Raw genomic sequence first — 17,116 nt, forward strand, 5'->3', positions numbered from 1 at the left:
GAGCATGACGATCGAACAGCAGAGCCCGGTTTCCGTCTTCGGCACCGTGGCCGAATTGCTGAAGGAACTGGTCGGGGACACCGACGTCCTCGGCATCGAGATCACGCCGGAGACCACTTTCCACGAGGATCTCCAGCTGGAGAGCATCGACTTGGTGACGTTCGCGAGCATCCTCGCCGAATACTTCGGCGCGGACGTCAACCTCGCGGAGTTCCTGGCGGAGAAGGATCTCGACGACGTGATCGGACTGCGGGTAGGCGACATCGCGGACTACGTGGCCGCCCGGCTCGGCGAACGGGGCTGACGCGGTGCCGACGATGACCGTCAACGGTCTGCGCACGAACGTGCACCTCGTCCCCGGCGGAGGCACGGAGACCGTGGTGTTCCTGCACGGTATGGGTACCGACAGCCTGGCGAGCTTCTATCTCACGCTGGCCCCGCCGGTCGCGGCAGCCGGGGTGGACGTGGTCAGCTACGACCTGCGCGGCCACGGCAAGACCGAACGCCCCGAACGCGGGTACACGATCGCGGATTTCATCGCCGACCTCGACGACCTGCTGTCCCAGCTCGATCTCGATCGGCCGGTTCACCTGGTGGGCAACAGTTTCGGCGGCACACTGGCCTACAGCTACGCCGTGGCGAAACCGGAGCGGGTGCGCAGCATCGTGTGCATCGAGTCGGAACCCGCGACCGAGCTGTGGGCGGGCAAGATGGCGCAGATCCTCGAGCACACCGTGCGATTCCTCAAGGTCGAGGAGAGTTTCGACTGGATCGAGGCCAACTACAGCGCCCACCACCGACGGCTGGCGCGGATGGCGGCCGAACGGATCATGTCCACGACGATGGCCGAGGAGGTCCCGCTCGGCCCGTTGCTGACCATGGACCAGGTGGCGGCGATCGACTGCCCGGTACTGTCCATTCTGGGCAGTCACGGCTATCAGGCCGACGATCTCACCGCGCTGACGTCCTTGTTGCCCCGCGGCGAGTTGCACGTGTTCGAGGGACAGGGGCATTCCGTGCTCGTCGAGCAGCACCGGGAGGTGCGAGAGCTGCTGCTGAACTGGATCGCCCGGCACGGGAGGCCGCGCGGATGAGCCGCTTCCTGCTGGTCGTCCCGCCACTCACCGGGCATGTCACCCCGCTGCGCGCGGTGGCCGCCGAACTCCTGCGCCGCGGCCACGACGTCGCCTGGTGCGGTCCGGAACCCACGACGTCCGAGCTGAGCCGGGCGGGCCGGGTGTACGCGGCCGGGGACGCGCTGGAGTTCGCTGTCGAACGGCGTCCCGAAGGCCTGCGGGGCTTCGCGGCGTTGAAGTTCTTGTGGGAGCAGTACCTGGTCCCGCTCGCCGACGCGATGGTCCCCGGCGTCGAGAAGGCGGTGGCCGACTTCCGGCCCGACGTCGTGATCGCCGATCAGCAGGCGTTCGCGGGTGCCCTGGTGGCGAGCCGCCGAGCCGTGCCGTGGGTGACCTCCGCGTCGACGTCGACCGAACTCGGCGATCCGCTGCGTGCCCTGCCGAAGGTCGCCGCCTGGGTCGAAGGGCTGCAGGACGGTCTCCGGACGCGGCACCAAGTGTCCTGCGGTGACCTGCGTTTTTCGCCGGACCTCGTGCTCGCGTTCACGACCGTGACACTGACGGGACCGATCGCCGAGGCGGACACGGTCCGGTTCGTCGGCCCGGCGCTGGCCCCCGCGCCTCCGGTGGGCTTCTCGTGGAACCGGCTCGACGGCCGTCCGCTCGTCCTCGCCACCCTCGGCACCGCCAACGCCGCTCTCGGCCGCCGCTTCCTGTCCGAATGCGTCGACGCGCTCGCCGCGATGCCCGAGGTCCAAGGCCTGGTCGTCGACCCCACCGGCGAGCTGTTCAGCGACGAAGTGCTGCTGGCCAAGCGGATCCCGCAGGCGGAGGTGGTGCGGAAGGCGGCGGCGGTGATCTGCCACGGCGGGCACAACACCGTCAGCGAAAGCCTCGCGTCCGGGTTGCCGCTGGTGATCGCGCCGATCCGGGACGACCAGTCGATGCTGGCTCAGCAGGTCGAGGCCGCCGGCGCCGGGTTGCGCCTGCGCTTCGACCGCGTGAAGGCGCCGGACATCCGCCGCACGATCGACGAAGTGCTGACCGAACCCGCCTACGCCGCGGCGGCCGCGCGGGTGCGGGCTTCGTTCGCGGCGGCCGGGGGAGTCGTGGCCGCCGCGGACCATCTGGAGTCGCTGCTTTAGGCGGAAGGTGCCGCTTCGGTCCAAGTGGTCGTGAGTGGCGATTCGTGTTATTGAGGGGTAAGGCAAAGGTGTCGTGGTCGGGAGGGTCTGTGAGACGTTGGGCAGCAGGCTTCGGCACTGGGCGGTGGCGTCCCGAAGGTGCCACGAAAGCCACTTTCGAGACATGTGATGTCCTGGAAGTGGCTTTCGCGACACCTCTTTGAGGGCTGGGGGAGGCTGGTCACCCCTGGCGGTGTGAGCGGGGAATCGGGAGGCGGCATGTCCCCAATGTGGCATTGGAGACGGTCAGCGTCCCCAATGCCACATTGGCGGCATCCGGCCGCGGCGTGAACAGGCCCGCTCGCAACACGACACCTTTGCCTTACCCCTCAATAGAACCCGAAACGCCACTTAAGCCCCACTGGACCGACAACGTCACTGCGGCGGAGTCTCCCGGGGTGACCGGAAGGTCCGCGCCGCGATCCAGCCACCCGCCAGCGCCGCCACCGCCGCGATCCCGAGCGACACCGGGACCGACCAGCCCGAGGGCCGTCCCAGCGCGAGCGCCCTCGTCGCGTCGATCGCGTAGGTCAGCGGGTTGATCGCCGAGACCACGCGCAGCCAGGTGGGCATGGTGTCGAGCGGCATGTAGGCGCTGGAGGAGAACATCAGCGGGAACATCACCACGAACGACGCCATCTGCAGGGTTTCGGCTTTGCGCAGCCAGGTGGTGATGGCGACGAAGATCCAGCTCAAGCACCAGCCGACGACCAGGGTGAGCAGAAGTGCCGCGGTGATCCCGAAAACACCGCCGGTGGGCCGGAATCCGAGCAGCAGCACACTCGCGAGCGCGGTCACGAGCAACTGCACCGCGAGCCGGGCCGAGTCGGAGATCGTGCGGGCCACCAGCACCGACGACAGACTGATGGGCATGCAGCGAAGACGCCCGGTGAAACCGCTGTAGATCTCCGCGAGGAGGCCTGCCCCCGAACTCATCGCGGTGGTCATCGCGATGTTCACCAGCGTGGCGGGGACCAAGAAGTTCACGTAGCCCTGATAAGCCGCGACGCCGGGCAGCGTGCTGACGCCGTTGAAGACCTGGCTGAACAGCAGAAGCAGCACGATCGGTTGCAGCAGGCCGAAGAACACCAGCCGCCGGTCGCCGAACGCGGTCCTCAGTGAGCGTCCGGCGAGGACGCGGACCTGGGTGGCGAAAGTGCTGGGCGGCCACGTGGCCGGATCGCTCAGGATCAGGGGCGAGGACGCGCGGTGCCGTGCCTCGGTCATGAGGGGACCGCCGGATTCCGGTGCAGGGAAAGGTAGACGTCGTCGAGCGTCGGTTCGGCGACGGTGAGGTCCTTCATCGGCGCGCCCGCCGCGTCGAGCGCGCGGACCAGCACGGTGATGTCGGCGGGCCCGGACAGGGCGACGCTCACGACCAGCCCGGACGCGGACGGCGTGCAGCGCATGCCGAGCCTGTGCACCGCGGCCAGTGCCCGGCGGGCGGCGAGATCGGTGCCGAAGGTCAGGGTCGCGGTCCGGTCGCCGAGGCGGGCCTTCAGCTCGGACGGCCGCCCGGAAACCGTGACATGGCCCAGTCCAAGTACGACGACGTGATCGGCCAACCGGTCGGCCTCCTCGAGATACTGCGTGGTGAGCACGACGGTGGTGCCCCTGGCGGCGAGGCGTTCGACGCCGTCCCAAAGACCCGCCCGGCTGACCGGGTCGAGGCCGGTGGTCGGTTCGTCGAGGAAGAGGACGTCGGGGGAGCCGACGAGGCCCGCGGCCAGATCGAGCCGGCGGCGCATCCCGCCGGAGTACGTCCGCGCGGGACGGTCGGCGGCGTCGTCGAGGCCGAACATGGCGAGCAGTTCGGCCGCCCGCGCCCTGGCTTGGCGCCGGTTCGCGCCCAGCAGCCTGGCGACGAGTTCGAGGTTGCCGCGACCGGACAACGCGTCGTCGACGGCGGCGAACTGGCCGGTGACGCCGATCCGTCGCCGGACGTGATGCCCGGCGCGGACGACGTCGAAACCGCACACCTTGGCGCTGCCGCCGCTCGGTTTCACGCGGGTGCTGAGGATGTCGATCAGCGTCGTCTTCCCGGCGCCGTTGTGGCCGAGCACGGCGAGTACGGTGCCCCGGCCGACGCGAAGACTGACACCGGCGAGGGCCGTCACCTCACCGTACTGCTTGGCGAGGCCGGTCACCTCGATGGCAGCCTGCTCCATCGCCACTCCCTGGGATCACGTCCGCCGAACCTACCGAGATATTCGGCGCGGCCGCAATGAACGGGCGCGGACTCCGGACACGCGTGACAATTCCGGTCGCCGTGCCTCGCAGGCACGTCACAAGAATTCACGCGTGACAGTTCTCGGTTCCCGTCCGATGACCCGGGTGACAAAAACAGGATCCGGCGGGTCGCGATGCCAGTATATTCCGGCCCTGACCTGACCGGGGTGACAAAGAAATGGTTCCGCATCCGGGTTTCTTGCCGGTGACGGAACGCACAGGTAATTTACCGCTTCCGTGACGTGGCTGTTTCAGCCGTGTCACGCAATTTCTCCGATTCCCCGGGAGTGACCGTTGTGAAGTTCCCACTGAAGTCGAAAAGATCCGTGCAAGCCTTGGCCGCCGGTACGGTGGCCGCCGTCGCGGCCACCCTGGGCATCGCCGGCGCCGGCTTGAGCGAGGCGGCGCCCGCGTCGCTGACGCTGAAGTACACCTGCCCGTTCCCGTTGATCGGCGAGCAGACCCTGGTCGTGAAGATCGACACCGTCCTGCCGGACGACGCCGTGGCCGGGAAGACGTCCACACCGATCACGTTCGACGTCGACGTCACCGTTCCGGCGGACGCGACCGCGGGCCTCTCACTCGTCGGCGCCACCACCATCGAGGGCAGCGCGAAGGCCGCCGCGGTGCTGAAGTATCCGGTCGACAAGACGCTGAACCTCGGCCTGCCGCTGGCCATCCCGGTCACGCCGGTGCCGGAGTCGGGCGACTTCCACGTCAAGACGAGCGGTAAGGCACCCGCGGTCACGTTCCCCAGCCCCGGCACCGCTTCGGTGACGGTGGGGAACTTCAGCACCACCATGACGCCGAAGAACGCGCAAGGGCAGCCGACCGACCTCGGCACGTTCACCTCGGACTGCGTCGTCCAGCCGGGACAGAACCAGCAGCTCGGGACGTTCGAGATCAAGCCCGCCGGCGGTGGCACGACGACGCCGACCACGCCGACGACGCCCACCACCGATCCGACTCCGACCACGCAGCCGACGTCGACGACGGAGCCGACTCCGACCACGGAGCCGACGCCGACTTCGACGACGCAGCCGACCCCGACGACCCCGACGACCCAGCCGACGTCGACGACGGAGCCGACGCCCACGACGGAGCCGACGCCGACTTCGACGACGCAGCCGACGCCGACGACCCAGCCCACGTCGACGACGGAGCCGACGCCCACGACGGAGCCGACGCCGACTTCGACGACGCAGCCGACCCCGACGACGGAACCGACTCCGACTACCGAGCCGACGCCGACCTCGACCACCCAGCCGACGCCGACGACCCAGCCCACGCCGACGACGGAACCGACTCCGACCACGGAGCCGACCCCGACGACTCAGCCGACGAGCCCGACCACCGTGCCGACCACGACGCAGCCGCCGGGCGACACGCAGATCACCTACGGCGTCAAGGGCAAGACGACCATCGCGGGCCTGAACGCCAAGCTGCCGCTGGGTCCCGGTGAATTCACCGCGAAGCTGAACGCCCAGTCGGGCAAGTTCACCGGGCAGCTGTCGCTGCCGCCTTCCTCGGTGCAGTTCCGCTTCCTCGGTTTCTTCCCGGCCTCGGCGACGGTGAAGATCAACCAGGTCGGCGACCTGACGGGCACCGTCAACGCCGGGGCGGTCAAAGCCGCCGCGAAGGCCGAAGTCAAGCTGCTCACGGTTCGGCTGTTCGGCTTCCCCATCATGGCGAGTTCGGCGTGCAAGACGGCCCAGCCCGCTGACATCCCGTTGGTTTCCGCGCACGGCTTCAACCCGATGAAGGGCGGCAAGCTGACGGCGGAGTACAAGCTGCCGCTGTTCCGCGGCTGCGGTCTGCTCTCCCCGATGATCAGCGCCATGGTCTCGGGCGACGGGAACAGCCTGGAGGTGAACCTCACCAAGAAGTGAGCCTGCCGGTCTCGTGAGTGGTAATGGCGGTTAGAACCGTCATTACCACTCACGAGACCAAACCCAAAACAGTTACCCCCTTTACAAAATCGGCCTCTTTCTCCGGACGCCGACGCTCATTGCTTGTTTCCCTGATCTTCCGCCAGTAGCGTGCTGCACAAGTTGGCCGTTCGGCCGGATTAACAGAAGTGAGGAAGCCCGAATGTCAGTGCTGACCGGGCGCGTTCCGCGCGCCTTCCTGCTCCCGGCGGTGCTGGGGCTGGGGGCGCTTTCGCTGGCTTCCGCCTCCGCCGACCCAGCGCGAACACAACAACAGGCCGCGCCCGAACAGGCGCCGTCCGCCGCACAGGCCGGGCTGAAGTTCGGTTTCTATGTCGGTGACGAACAGCAGCCCACGACGAGCCACGTCGCGAAGCTCGGTTCGGACATCACGTTCCCGCAGGGCCGGTTCGACGGCATGATCCTCGGTTTCTCCGGCAAGGTGCCGATCACCGGCAAACTCGCCATCCCGCCGACGTCGAGCTATTTCGTGTCCTTCCGGTTCATGCCTGCCACCGGCGATGTCGAACTCATCCCGGACGGCGACGCCACCGGCACAGTCCACGTGAAGACCGGTAACACGGGCGACTGCAAGGCTGTCGGCACTCGGATCTGCGCGGACTCCGACGTCACGAACAAGGTGTTCATCAAGCTCTCGAACGTCAAAGTCGACGGCAAGGTCCTCGACGTCGGCCCGAACTGCCGGACGGCGCAGTCCGCCACGGTGAACATCAAGGCCTTGATGCCGCTCGAGTTCCCTGCACCATCGGTGAAGGCCACCAGTACCTTCGTGACGCCAGGGTTCACCGGATGCGGAGTACGTGAGGACCTGAGCCCGTTGCTCACCGGACTGGTGTCCGGACCCGGCAACACTCTGGTCACCAACCTCAAGTTGCGCTGTGTCGGCTCCGGCGGTCCTCCCAACGGATGCGGAGCCTGATGATGGCCAATCCCGTCACCCTGCTCGCGCGCGCCCCGGAGAAGGCCGCCGCCGCGCTGCGCGAATTCGGCCGCATGTGCGCCATGGGGCTCGATGTCGTCCTCGCGATGTTCCGCCGCCCCGTGCAGGTGCGCGAGTTCATCCAGCAGTTCTGGTTCATCGCCAGTGTGTCGATCACGCCGGCGATCCTCGTGTCGATCCCGTTCGGCGCGGTGATCTCGCTTCAACTCGGCTCGCTCACGAGCCAGATCGGCGCGCAGCAGTTCAACGGCGCCGCGAGTGTCCTGGCCGTGGTGCAGCAGGCCAGCCCGATCGTGACGACGCTGATCATCGCCGGTGCCGGCGGTTCGGCGATCTGCGCGGATCTCGGCGCCCGCTCCATCCGCGAGGAGATCGACGCGATGGAGGTGCTCGGCGTCTCGCCGATCCACCGGCTCATCGTGCCGCGGGTGCAGGCCGCCATCGGGGTTTCGGTGCTGCTCAACGGTTTGGTCAGCGTCGTCGGCGTGCTCGGCGGCTACTTCTTCAACGTCATCGTGCAGGGCGGGACGCCGGGGGCGTACCTCGCCAGCTTCAACGCGCTGGCCCAGCTGCCCGACCTCGTCATCAGCTCGATCAAAGCGTTCATCTTCGGCTTCCTCGCCGGTGTCGTCGCGGCCTACCGGGGCCTGAACCCCCGAGGCGGCCCCAAAGGCGTCGGCGACGTCGTCAACCAGTCGGTGGTGATCACGTTCCTGCTCCTGTTCTTCGTCAACACCGTTCTGACCGCGCTGTACCTGCAGCTCGTCCCCGCGAAGGGAACCTGATCCCGTGACCAGCGTCCCCGAACGGGCCCGCGAAGCGTTCAAACGCCCCGGCAACAGTCTTTTCGCGCTGGGCGACCAGTTGCTGTTCTACATCCGCGCGCTCGCGGCGATCCCGATGGCCGTCACCCGCTACTTCCGCGAAGTGGTGCGCCTGCTCGCCGAGGTGACCTTCGGCAGCGGCGCGCTCGCGGTGATCGGCGGCACCGTCGGGGTGATGGTCGGCCTGTGCGTGTTCACCGGGATCACGGTGGGGCTGCAGGGTTTCAGCGCGCTCAACCAGATCAACATCTCCGCGATGACCGGCTTCCTCACCGCGTACTTCAACACCCGGGAGATCGCGCCGCTGTCGGCGGGGCTCGCGTTGTCCGCGACGGTCGGCGCCGGGTTCACCGCGCAACTGGGCGCCATGAGGATCTCCGAAGAGATCGACGCGCTCGAAGTGATGGCCGTGCGCAGCATGCCGTATCTCGTGACCACGCGGATCGTGGCCGGGTTCATCGCGATCATCCCGCTCTACGTGATCGGCCTGCTGATCTCGTACCTCGGTTCGCGGGTGACGACGGTCGTCTTCTTCGGACAGTCCGGCGGAACCTACGATCACTACTTTTCCCTGTTCTTGCCGCCTGAAGACGTCCTGTGGTCGTTCGGCAAGGTCCTGGTGTTCAGTGTCGGCGTCATCCTCACGCACTGCTTCTACGGCTATCGCGCGGCGGGCGGGCCGGCCGGGGTGGGGGTCGCCGTCGGCCGCGCGGTGCGGACGTCGATCGTGCTGATCAGCGTGCTGGACCTGTTCCTCAGCCTGGCGATCTGGGGCGCGACCACGACGGTGAAGGTGTCCGGATGAGCACGCGGGCACGGACGCAGGTCGCCGGGGCGATCTTCCTCGTCATCCTGGTACTGCTCGGCTGGCTGGCCGTCGCCATCTTCAACAAGGACTTCGATCGCGCGGAACTGGTCACGCTCAAGACCGACCGGGTCGGCAACCAGCTGGCCCCGCCCGCCGAGGTCAAGGTCCGCGGTGTGCCGTTCGGCGAAGTCCGGGAGGTGCGAGGCAGTGCGGACGGCGCCGAGATCGACCTCGCCATCGACCCGGCGAAGATCGATCAGCTGCCGCGGAACGTCTCGGCCCGGCTGCTGCCGAAGACGGTGTTCGGCGAGCGCTACGTCAACCTCGTTCTGCCCGAGCGGCCGGCGGATGCCTCGCTACGGGACGGCGACGTCATCATCCAGGACCATTCCGCCAACGCGATCGAGCTGGAACGGGTGCTCGGCGATCTGCTCCCCCTGTTGCGCGCGGTGCAGCCGCAGAAGCTCAACAGCTCGCTCGGCGCGATCTCGCTCGCCCTCGACAATCGCGGGAAGTCGTTGGGGGACAGCATCGTCCAGCTCAACGACCTCCTCGGTCAGGTGAACCCGCTGATGCCACGGTTCAAGGCCGACATCAGCCGTGCCGCCGACGTGGCCGACCTCTACACCGGGGCCGCGCCGGACATCCTCAAGGCGCTCTCGGATCTCTCCACGACGGCGAAGACCATTGTGGACACTCGTGCCGACCTCGACAAGCTGTATGCCAGCGTCACCACCGCGAGCGGTGACCTGAACAAGTTCCTGGTGCAGAACAAGGAGAACATCATCGGCGTCAGCGCGAAGAGCAGGCCGACACTGGAACTGCTCTCGCGGTACTCACCCGAATTCCCGTGCCTGTTCGACGCGGTGAACCGGCTGAAGCCGGTGATGGAGAAGGCGTTGGGCAAGGGCACCGGGGAGCCGGGGCTGCACGTGACGCTGTCCGTCCACGAGCCGAGGGACAAGTACGTGCCGGGCCGGGACGATCCGCGGTTCGACCAAAAGGGCGGCCCGCGGTGCTACGGCGGGGGCGCGACTTCGGCGGCGGTGTCGTTCGCCGCCGATGGGGACCTCGGTCCGGCGAATTCGAAGGGGGAGCGAGGGCTGGTCGCCGAAATCCTGGCACCGTCGCTCGGGATCAAGCCGGCCGAGGTCCCGGACTGGAGCAGCGCGCTCGTGGGCCCGGCCCTGCGTGGAACGGAGGTGACCGTCCGATGAGGAGTATCGCGGGCCCGGCGATCAAGGGCCTGATCTTCTTCGTGATCACCGCGGTGGCGACCGGCATCCTCGCCATCACCATCGCGAACAGCAGCGTCGGCACGACGGTCGGCTACACGGCCAGGTTCACGGACGCGACGTCGGTCAACCCCGGCGACGAGGTCCGGATGTCCGGGGTTCGCATCGGCCAGGTGGAGTCCGTCGGCGTGGTCGAACGCCGCCTGGCGGACGTGCGGTTCTCGATCGAGAGCAAACGCCGCCTCAGCGCGGGCGCCACGGTCACCATCCGGTACCGCAACCTCGTCGGCCAGCGGTACATCTCGATCGACCCCGGCCCCGACGGCCCGCCCGTGCTCGAACAAGGGGCGCTGATCCCGCCGGAGCGGACACACCCGGCGCTGGACCTGACGGCGTTGTTCAACGGGTTCAAACCGCTGTTCCAGGCGCTGTCACCGAACGACGTGAACCAGCTGTCGTTCGAGATCGTCCAGGTACTGCAGGGCGAGGGGAGCACCATCGACAGCCTGATCGAGCACACCGCGTCGCTCACGAACACCTTGGCGGGCAAGGACGAGGTGATCGGCCAGGTGGTCGGCAACCTCAACACCGTGCTCGACACGCTCAACTCACAGGGCGACCAGTTCGACAAGCTCGTCGACGTCACCGCCCAGCTGGTCTCCGGGCTCGCCGCGGACGCGAAACCCATCGGGCAGGCGATCGGCGGGCTCGGGGAACTCACCACCGCCACCGCGGGCCTGCTCCAAGACGGCCGCGCGCCGCTCAAGGCCGGCATCACCACCCTCGGTGACCTGTCGAAGAACCTGGCCGACAACACCCCGGTGTTCGAGCAGTTCCTGACGAACCTGCCGAAGAAGCTGGACCGCATGGGCGCGATGGTCTCCTACGGCTCCTGGTTCAACTTCTACCTGTGCTCGGTCAAATCCGACGCGCGGCCCGCCCCGGGCGGCCCGCCGGTCGGCATCCCGCTGACCCAAGGACGGTGCCGGTGAAAGCGCCGAGGATCAAACCCTTCCGCAGCCGCAACCCGATCGTCGTCGGCGCCATCACGGCGTTGCTGATGGCCGCGGCCGGATCGGCGACCTTCTTCTCCGACGACCTCCCGCTGGTCGGCGGCGGCACCACGTACGCGGCGGAGTTCACCGAAGCCGCCGGGCTCAAACGGAACGACGAGGTCCGGGTCGCCGGCGTGAAGGTCGGCGAGGTGTCCGACGTCCTTCTCGAAGGCGGGCGCGTCAAGGTCCTGTTCCGGGTCAAGGACACCTGGATCGGCAACCGCACCACCGCCGCGATCAAGATCAAGACGTTGCTGGGGCAGAAGAACCTGGTCATCGACCCGGTCGGCAACGCGGAACTCGATCCGGACGAACCGATCCCGGTGCAGCGCACCAGTTCGCCCTACGATGTCACCACGGTTTTCAACGACCTCGCGAACACCGTCGGCGCGATCGACACCGACCAGTTGGCGAAAGCGTTCGGGACGCTGTCGGAAACGCTGGGTGCCTCCACCCCCCAGGACGTCCGGACGGCGTTCGACGGCATCACCGCGCTGTCCAAGACACTCGCGTCCCGCGACGAGGAACTGGTGAAACTGTTCCAGAACACGAACAAGGTGTCCCAGACCCTCGGCGACCGCACGCAGCAGATCGAGGCGCTCATCCGCGACGGCAACACCCTGCTCACGGAGCTGAACGCGCGCAAGGACGCGATCGCGAAGCTGTTCAGCGGGGTGAAGAACCTGTCGGTGCAGCTCAAGGGGCTCGTCGCGGACAACCAGAAAACCCTCGGGCCCGCGCTCGACCAGCTCGATCGCGTCGCCACCGTGCTGCAGCGCAACCAGGACAAGCTCAGTGAGAGCCTGCGGCTGGCCGGGCCGTTCTACCGGCTGCTCGGCAACGCGGTCGGCAACGGCCGCTGGATCGACACCTACATCTGCGGGCTCGTCCCGACCGGCGGAACGCCGGGTAGCTGTATGCCTTCGAGGAACGGGGGACGCTGATGGGGCGCCACTTCACGCTGGCCGATCTCGGCGGACAGGCCCGTCGGCGGGCCTGGCTGCGGCGGCTCGCGCTCGCCGTCGTCGCCGGGCTGATCGTGACGGCGGCTTGGCCGCTGCTGACCCGCCAGGCCGACCGCGTCCTGACCGGGTATTTCACCGCGACGGTCGGGGTGTACCCGAACTCCGAGGTGCGGGTCCTCGGGGTCGCGATCGGCTCGGTGACCAAGGTCGAGCCGAAGGGGACGACCGTCGAGGTGACCATGTCCGTGCGGCCGGACGTCAAATTGCCCGCCGACGTCGGCGCCGTCGTGATCACGCCGAGCCTGGTCGCCGACCGGTACGTGCAGCTCACCCCGGTGTACGTGGGCGGGCCGGAGCTGGGTGCCGACGCCGAGATCCCCCGTGAACGCACCGTGACCCCGGTCGAGGTCGACGAACTCCTCGGCAGCCTCAACCAGCTGATGACGGCACTGGGGCCGAAGGGAGCCAACAAGGACGGCGCGGTCAGCGACGTCCTGACCAAGGCCGCGGCCTACCTCGACGGCAACGGCGGCAAACTCGGCGAGGCGATCAAGAACCTCGGTGAATTCGCCCGTACGGCGAGCGATTCGAAGCAGGACCTGTTCAACTCCGTCGACAACATCAGCAAGTTCACCGCGATGCTCGCCTCGAACGACGGTCAGGTGAAACAGGCGATCCAGCAGATCTCCTCGATCAGCAAGATCCTGGCCGATCAGCGGGACCAGTTCTCCGGAGCGATGACCGAACTCACCGAGGCGCTCAGCGTCGTCCAGGGGTTCATCAAAGACAATCGCGGCAAGGTCAAGTCCGATGTGGACAAACTGGCCGAGATCACCAAGGTGCTCAGTCAGCAGAAGGCTTCGCTGGGCGAAGCGCTCGACGCCGCGCCGAACGCGCTGGCGAACGTGCTCGGCGCGTACAACCAGGGTGCCGGAACGCTCGACGGCCGAGGGAACCTCACCGAATTCTCGGGGGCGAAATGAAATCCCGGCTCAAAGGCTTCGCTGTAGTGGCCGTCACGCTGGCCGCCACCGGCTGCAGCAGCGGCGTCGACGTCTACGACATCCCGCTGCCGGGTGGCGCCGCGCTCGGTGAGCACCCGATCCACGTCACGGCGAGTTTCACCAACGTGCTGGATCTCGTTCCCCAGTCCGGGGTGAAGGTGAACGACGTCCCGGTCGGCCAGGTGCGGACGGTCGAGCTGGCCCCCGACGGACGCAGCGCGGTGGTCGGGCTGCTGCTCAGCGGGGACGTCAACCTGCCGGCCAACGCCGTCGCGCGGTTGCGGCAGGCGAGCATTCTCGGCGAGAAGTTCGTCGAGCTCGCTCCGCCGGACGACGGGACCCCGAGCGGGCGGCTGGTCGACGGCGCGGTGATCCCGCTCGCGCGTTCGTCGCTGACCCCGGAGATCGAGGAGGTCTTCGGCGCGCTTTCCTTGCTGCTCAATGGTGGAGGCGTCGCGCAGGTCCAGAACATCACCCGCGAACTCAACGACGCGCTCGGCGGCAAGGAGAGCGCGGCCCGCAGCCTGTTGTCCAATTTGGACACCTTCGTGCGCGGTCTCGACGAGCACAAGGCGGAGATCACCCGCGCCATCGAGAGCGTCAACAAGCTCGCGGCGACACTGAACGCGAACACCGAGGAGATCAAGGCGACGCTGAACGGGCTCACCCCCGGCATCGAGGTGCTGAACCAGCAGCGTCAGGCACTGGTGGGGATGCTGAAATCATTGGATGGGCTCACCTCGGTCGCGGTCGACACGGTGAACCGCAGCAAGGACGACCTCGTCGCGGATCTCAAGGCACTCGAACCGATGCTCCGGAAGCTGGCCGACTCGGGGGACAAGCTGCCGAAGGCGATGGAGATGATCTTCACCTTCCCGTTCCCCGACGCCGCGCTCGACGCCCTCCGCGGTGACTACCTGAACACGTTCCTGACCTTCAAGAACAGTGGTGGCCGCTGATGCTGACCAGGTTCGTGCGCGCCCAGCTGGTGGTCTTCGTGGTCATCGCGGTCCTCGGTGTCGCCTACGTCGGCGCGACGTACGCGGGGCTGGACAAACTCGTCCTCGACCGCGGCTACACCGTCAAAGTGCGGCTCGCCACCGGTGGCGGCATCTTCAGCAACGCCGAGGTCACCTACCGGGGCGTGCCGATCGGCCGGGTCGGCGAACTGCGGCTGACCGCCTCCGGGATGGAGGTGGATCTCGAGATCGAGCCGGGTGCACCGGGCGTGCCCGCGGACACCGAAGCGGTCGTCGCGAACCGATCCGCCGTCGGCGAGCAATATGTCGACCTGCGGCCTCGCCGGGGCGACGGCGCCCTGCTGCGGGACGGCTCGGTGATCTCCGAGGCGGACACGAAGATCCCGTTGCCGGTGGACGTGGTGCTGTCCAGTGTGGACTCCTTCGCTAATTCGGTGCCGAAGCCCGCGCTGCGGACCGTGGTCGACGAGCTGTACAACGCGACGTCCGACGCGGGGCCGGCCCTGGATCAGCTCGTCGGGCGGGGTATCGAGTTCGTCCAGGAGGCGAGCGCGCACGTCGGCCCGCTGACCAGGTTCGTGACCGACGCGCAGACCGTGCTCGACACGCAGGTTTCGCAGGCGGACGCGATCCGCTCGTTCGGGGCGAACGCGAAACTGCTCGCCGAGACGTTGAAGAGTTCCGATGGGGATCTTCGACGGCTGATCCCGGCCGTTCCGGCTGCCGCGAACGAGGTCAGCACGCTGCTGCGGGAGACCGGCCCGAGTCTCGGCGTCCTGCTGGCGAATCTGCTGACCACCGCGGACGTGCTGGAAGCACGGCAGGACGGCATCGAACAACTGCTGGTCACCGCGCCGAAAGCGGTCGCGGCCGGCCACGCGATCATGGGGCCGGACGGTGCGCACGTCGGTCTTTCGCTGACCTTCTTCGACCCTCCGCCGTGCGTGACCGGCTACAACACCGGCTACCGCGACGGTCTCGACACTTCGGCCCGTCCCTTGAACACCGCCGCGCGCTGTGCCTTGCCGAAGGGCAACCCGACGAACGTGCGTGGTTCGCAGAACGTGCCGGGAAGGTGAAGCCCATGACCAGATTCGCCGCCCTTCTCGCCGTGGTCGCCACGGCGCTCGCCGTCTGGTTCGGCTACTCCTGGTGGGACGCGAGCCGGGACGACGGCGTCGCGCGGGCCACGGTCCGCGAGGACGCGTTGCGGGCGGGCAGGCAGGCGGTCGCCGCACTGACCACTTTGGACCATCGGCAGGCCGACCAGGGTTACCAGAACTGGCTGAACCTCTCCGGTGGTGCGCTGCACGACGAACTGGCGCGGGACCGGGAAGGCGGGCTCGCCCGGATCGGTCAGGCGAAGACCGTGACCACCGGCAGGGTCGTCGACGCCGCGGTGACCGAAGTGGACAGTGGCGGCGGGACCGCCGAGGTGATCGCGTCGGTCGAACTCGAGGTCCGGCCCGAGGGCGGTGAAGCCGTGACCAAGCACAACCGGTTCCGTGCCGGCCTGAACCGGACGCCGGACGGGTGGCGCGTCACGTCGCTCGGCCAGGTGCCGGTGACCGACACCGGAAAGCCCTGACGGAGGACGCGATGTCGACGAAACGAACCGTCAAACCGGCACGGCGCACGGTGAAGGTGGCCGGGAAGATGGGCGGGAGCACCACCCGGGTTCTCGAAGCGCCGGAGACCGAGCCCGCCGACGAGGTCGTGGCGGCCGACTCTGTCGATTCGGGCGCCGAGCCTGCCGATGAGGTCGTCGAGCCCGTGCGACGCCGTCGTCTCCCGGTGGTGTTCGGCGCGGTCGCGCTGGTGATGGCGGGCCTCGCGGGGTGGTTCGCGATCGAGGCGCGGGACGCCACCGCGGTGCTGACCCACAACACCGCGCTGACCGACGTCGCCACGACCGCCGAGGTGAGCGACCAGGTCGGCAAGGCGCTCGGCACGGTCTTTTCCTACCGCTACGACGATCCGGCCAAGAGCGAACAGGCCGCGAAAGAAGTGCTGACCGGTCCGGCGCTGGGGCAGTACGACCAGCTGTTCGCACAGGTCCGGAACCTGGCCGTGGCGCAGAAACTGGTCGTGACCTCGACTCCGGTGGTCTCGGGCGTCAAGGTGCTCGACGGCGACCGGGCGTCGCTGCTGGTGTTCCTCGACCAGACCGGCGTGCGAGGCGACGGGCAGCGGAGCACAGGTGCGGCCCAGTTGAGCGTCACCGCCGAACGCTCCGATGGCAAGTGGCGAGTGACCGCCCTCGCCGCCGCCTGACCCTCCCGCCCCTCGCGTTTAGTCCTCTAAACGCGAGTCGACCCAAGCTTGCCGCGCGCGTACGTGTCGTGAATGACGATTCGGGTTCTATTGAGGGGTAGGGCAAAGGTGTCGTGTTCGGGAGGGTCTGTGAGACGTTTGGGCGTCAGGCTTCGGCACTGGGCGGTGGTGTCCCGAAGGTGTCGCGAAAGCCACTTTCGGGACATCACATGTCCTGAAAGTGGCTTTCGCGACACGAGCAGCGGGCGTCGCCTTCGCGGGAACGCGCACCGCATAGGTGCCGACCATGACACCTTTGCCCACTAACCCTCTTTATCTTGAGAGGCAAGGCCAAGGTGGCATGCCCCGGGGTAAGGCTTGGTGTCCCGAAAGTGGCTTTCGCGACACCTCTTTGAGGCTTGGGGAGGCTGGTCACCCCTGGTGGTGTGAGCAGGCAATCGGGAGGCGGGCATGTCTCCAATGTGGCAGTGGAGACGGTCAGCGTCCCCAATGCCACATTGAGGTTTTCTCAGTGGTGGTCTTGGGGGTGGGGTGAGTTGGGACGGAGAGCCTTGCTAGGACTGGATTTGCGAAGATCAAGTCCGACTGCGAAG

At 67.8% G+C, this 17,116-nt stretch carries 17 protein-coding genes; 15 read left to right on the forward strand and 2 right to left on the reverse strand.

Translation table 11 applies throughout. The features are described 5' to 3' along the window. Positions 1–4: 4 nt before the first annotated feature. From ACZ54P_RS29440 to ACZ54P_RS29450, 3 genes are read left to right on the forward strand one after another with little or no spacing between them, the layout of a single operon-like run. Positions 5–304 carry an acyl carrier protein gene (locus ACZ54P_RS29440; protein WP_465464821.1) on the forward strand — a complete coding sequence of 100 codons (300 nt, stop codon included), beginning with the start codon at positions 5–7 and terminating at the stop codon, positions 302–304. 4 nt (positions 305–308) lie between these two features. Beyond that, positions 309–1,094, forward strand: coding sequence for an alpha/beta fold hydrolase (locus ACZ54P_RS29445; protein WP_465464822.1), 786 nt, complete (start codon positions 309–311; stop codon positions 1,092–1,094). Then, complete coding sequence (locus ACZ54P_RS29450; protein ID WP_465464823.1) at positions 1,091–2,221, forward strand: glycosyltransferase; 1,131 nt, start codon at positions 1,091–1,093, stop codon at positions 2,219–2,221. Before ACZ54P_RS29445 ends, ACZ54P_RS29450 begins: the two co-directional genes overlap by 4 nt. A gap of 414 nt (positions 2,222–2,635) precedes the next feature. Here the strand turns inward: ACZ54P_RS29450 and ACZ54P_RS29455 are convergent, their stop codons facing one another. After that, on the reverse strand, positions 2,636–3,487 hold the full coding sequence (locus tag ACZ54P_RS29455; RefSeq protein WP_465464824.1) for an ABC transporter permease: 852 nt from the start codon (positions 3,485–3,487) through the stop codon (positions 2,636–2,638). Next, positions 3,484–4,428 carry an ATP-binding cassette domain-containing protein gene (locus ACZ54P_RS29460; RefSeq protein ID WP_465464825.1) on the reverse strand — a complete coding sequence of 315 codons (945 nt, stop codon included), beginning with the start codon at positions 4,426–4,428 and terminating at the stop codon, positions 3,484–3,486. The genes ACZ54P_RS29455 and ACZ54P_RS29460 overlap by 4 nt, the downstream gene beginning before the upstream one ends. A 357-nt stretch (positions 4,429–4,785) precedes the next feature. On the opposite strand from ACZ54P_RS29460, the gene ACZ54P_RS29465 reads away from it, so the two are divergent. From ACZ54P_RS29465 to ACZ54P_RS29520, 12 genes are all read left to right on the forward strand, one after another. After that, entirely contained in the window at positions 4,786–6,378 is a 1,593-nt protein-coding gene (locus ACZ54P_RS29465; protein WP_465464826.1) for a DUF6801 domain-containing protein, read from the forward strand. 202 nt (positions 6,379–6,580) lie between these two features. After that, the gene (locus tag ACZ54P_RS29470; protein WP_465464827.1) at positions 6,581–7,357 is read left to right on the forward strand and encodes a hypothetical protein; all 777 of its coding nucleotides are present in this window, start codon (positions 6,581–6,583) and stop codon (positions 7,355–7,357) included. A gap of 2 nt (positions 7,358–7,359) precedes the next feature. Then, on the forward strand, positions 7,360–8,163 hold the full coding sequence (locus tag ACZ54P_RS29475; protein WP_465464828.1) for an MlaE family ABC transporter permease: 804 nt from the start codon (positions 7,360–7,362) through the stop codon (positions 8,161–8,163). 4 nt (positions 8,164–8,167) lie between these two features. Further along, positions 8,168–9,007, forward strand: a complete 840-nt coding sequence (locus ACZ54P_RS29480) for an MlaE family ABC transporter permease (protein ID WP_465464829.1) — start codon at positions 8,168–8,170, stop codon at positions 9,005–9,007. Continuing rightward, positions 9,004–10,227, forward strand: a complete 1,224-nt coding sequence (locus ACZ54P_RS29485) for an MCE family protein (protein ID WP_465464830.1) — start codon at positions 9,004–9,006, stop codon at positions 10,225–10,227. Before ACZ54P_RS29480 ends, ACZ54P_RS29485 begins: the two co-directional genes overlap by 4 nt. Beyond that, positions 10,224–11,237: an MCE family protein gene (locus ACZ54P_RS29490; RefSeq protein WP_465464831.1), complete on the forward strand. Its 1,014-nt coding sequence runs from the start codon at positions 10,224–10,226 to the stop codon at positions 11,235–11,237. Before ACZ54P_RS29485 ends, ACZ54P_RS29490 begins: the two co-directional genes overlap by 4 nt. Further along, entirely contained in the window at positions 11,234–12,244 is a 1,011-nt protein-coding gene (locus ACZ54P_RS29495) for an MCE family protein (RefSeq protein ID WP_465464832.1), read from the forward strand. Before ACZ54P_RS29490 ends, ACZ54P_RS29495 begins: the two co-directional genes overlap by 4 nt. Next, a complete protein-coding gene (locus ACZ54P_RS29500) occupies positions 12,244–13,248 on the forward strand; it encodes an MCE family protein (RefSeq protein ID WP_465464833.1) in 1,005 nt (334 codons plus the stop codon). The genes ACZ54P_RS29495 and ACZ54P_RS29500 overlap by 1 nt, the downstream gene beginning before the upstream one ends. Continuing rightward, positions 13,245–14,228: an MCE family protein gene (locus tag ACZ54P_RS29505; RefSeq protein ID WP_465464834.1), complete on the forward strand. Its 984-nt coding sequence runs from the start codon at positions 13,245–13,247 to the stop codon at positions 14,226–14,228. Before ACZ54P_RS29500 ends, ACZ54P_RS29505 begins: the two co-directional genes overlap by 4 nt. Then, on the forward strand, positions 14,228–15,328 hold the full coding sequence (locus ACZ54P_RS29510; RefSeq protein ID WP_465464835.1) for an MCE family protein: 1,101 nt from the start codon (positions 14,228–14,230) through the stop codon (positions 15,326–15,328). Before ACZ54P_RS29505 ends, ACZ54P_RS29510 begins: the two co-directional genes overlap by 1 nt. 5 nt (positions 15,329–15,333) lie before the next feature. Continuing rightward, on the forward strand, positions 15,334–15,837 hold the full coding sequence (locus ACZ54P_RS29515; RefSeq protein ID WP_465464836.1) for a hypothetical protein: 504 nt from the start codon (positions 15,334–15,336) through the stop codon (positions 15,835–15,837). An 11-nt stretch (positions 15,838–15,848) separates the two neighbouring features. Beyond that, the gene (locus tag ACZ54P_RS29520) at positions 15,849–16,523 is read left to right on the forward strand and encodes a hypothetical protein (protein ID WP_465464837.1); all 675 of its coding nucleotides are present in this window, start codon (positions 15,849–15,851) and stop codon (positions 16,521–16,523) included. Positions 16,524–17,116 lie beyond the last annotated feature (593 nt).

The sequence above is a fragment of the Amycolatopsis sp. NPDC034160 genome (genome assembly GCF_055575355.1).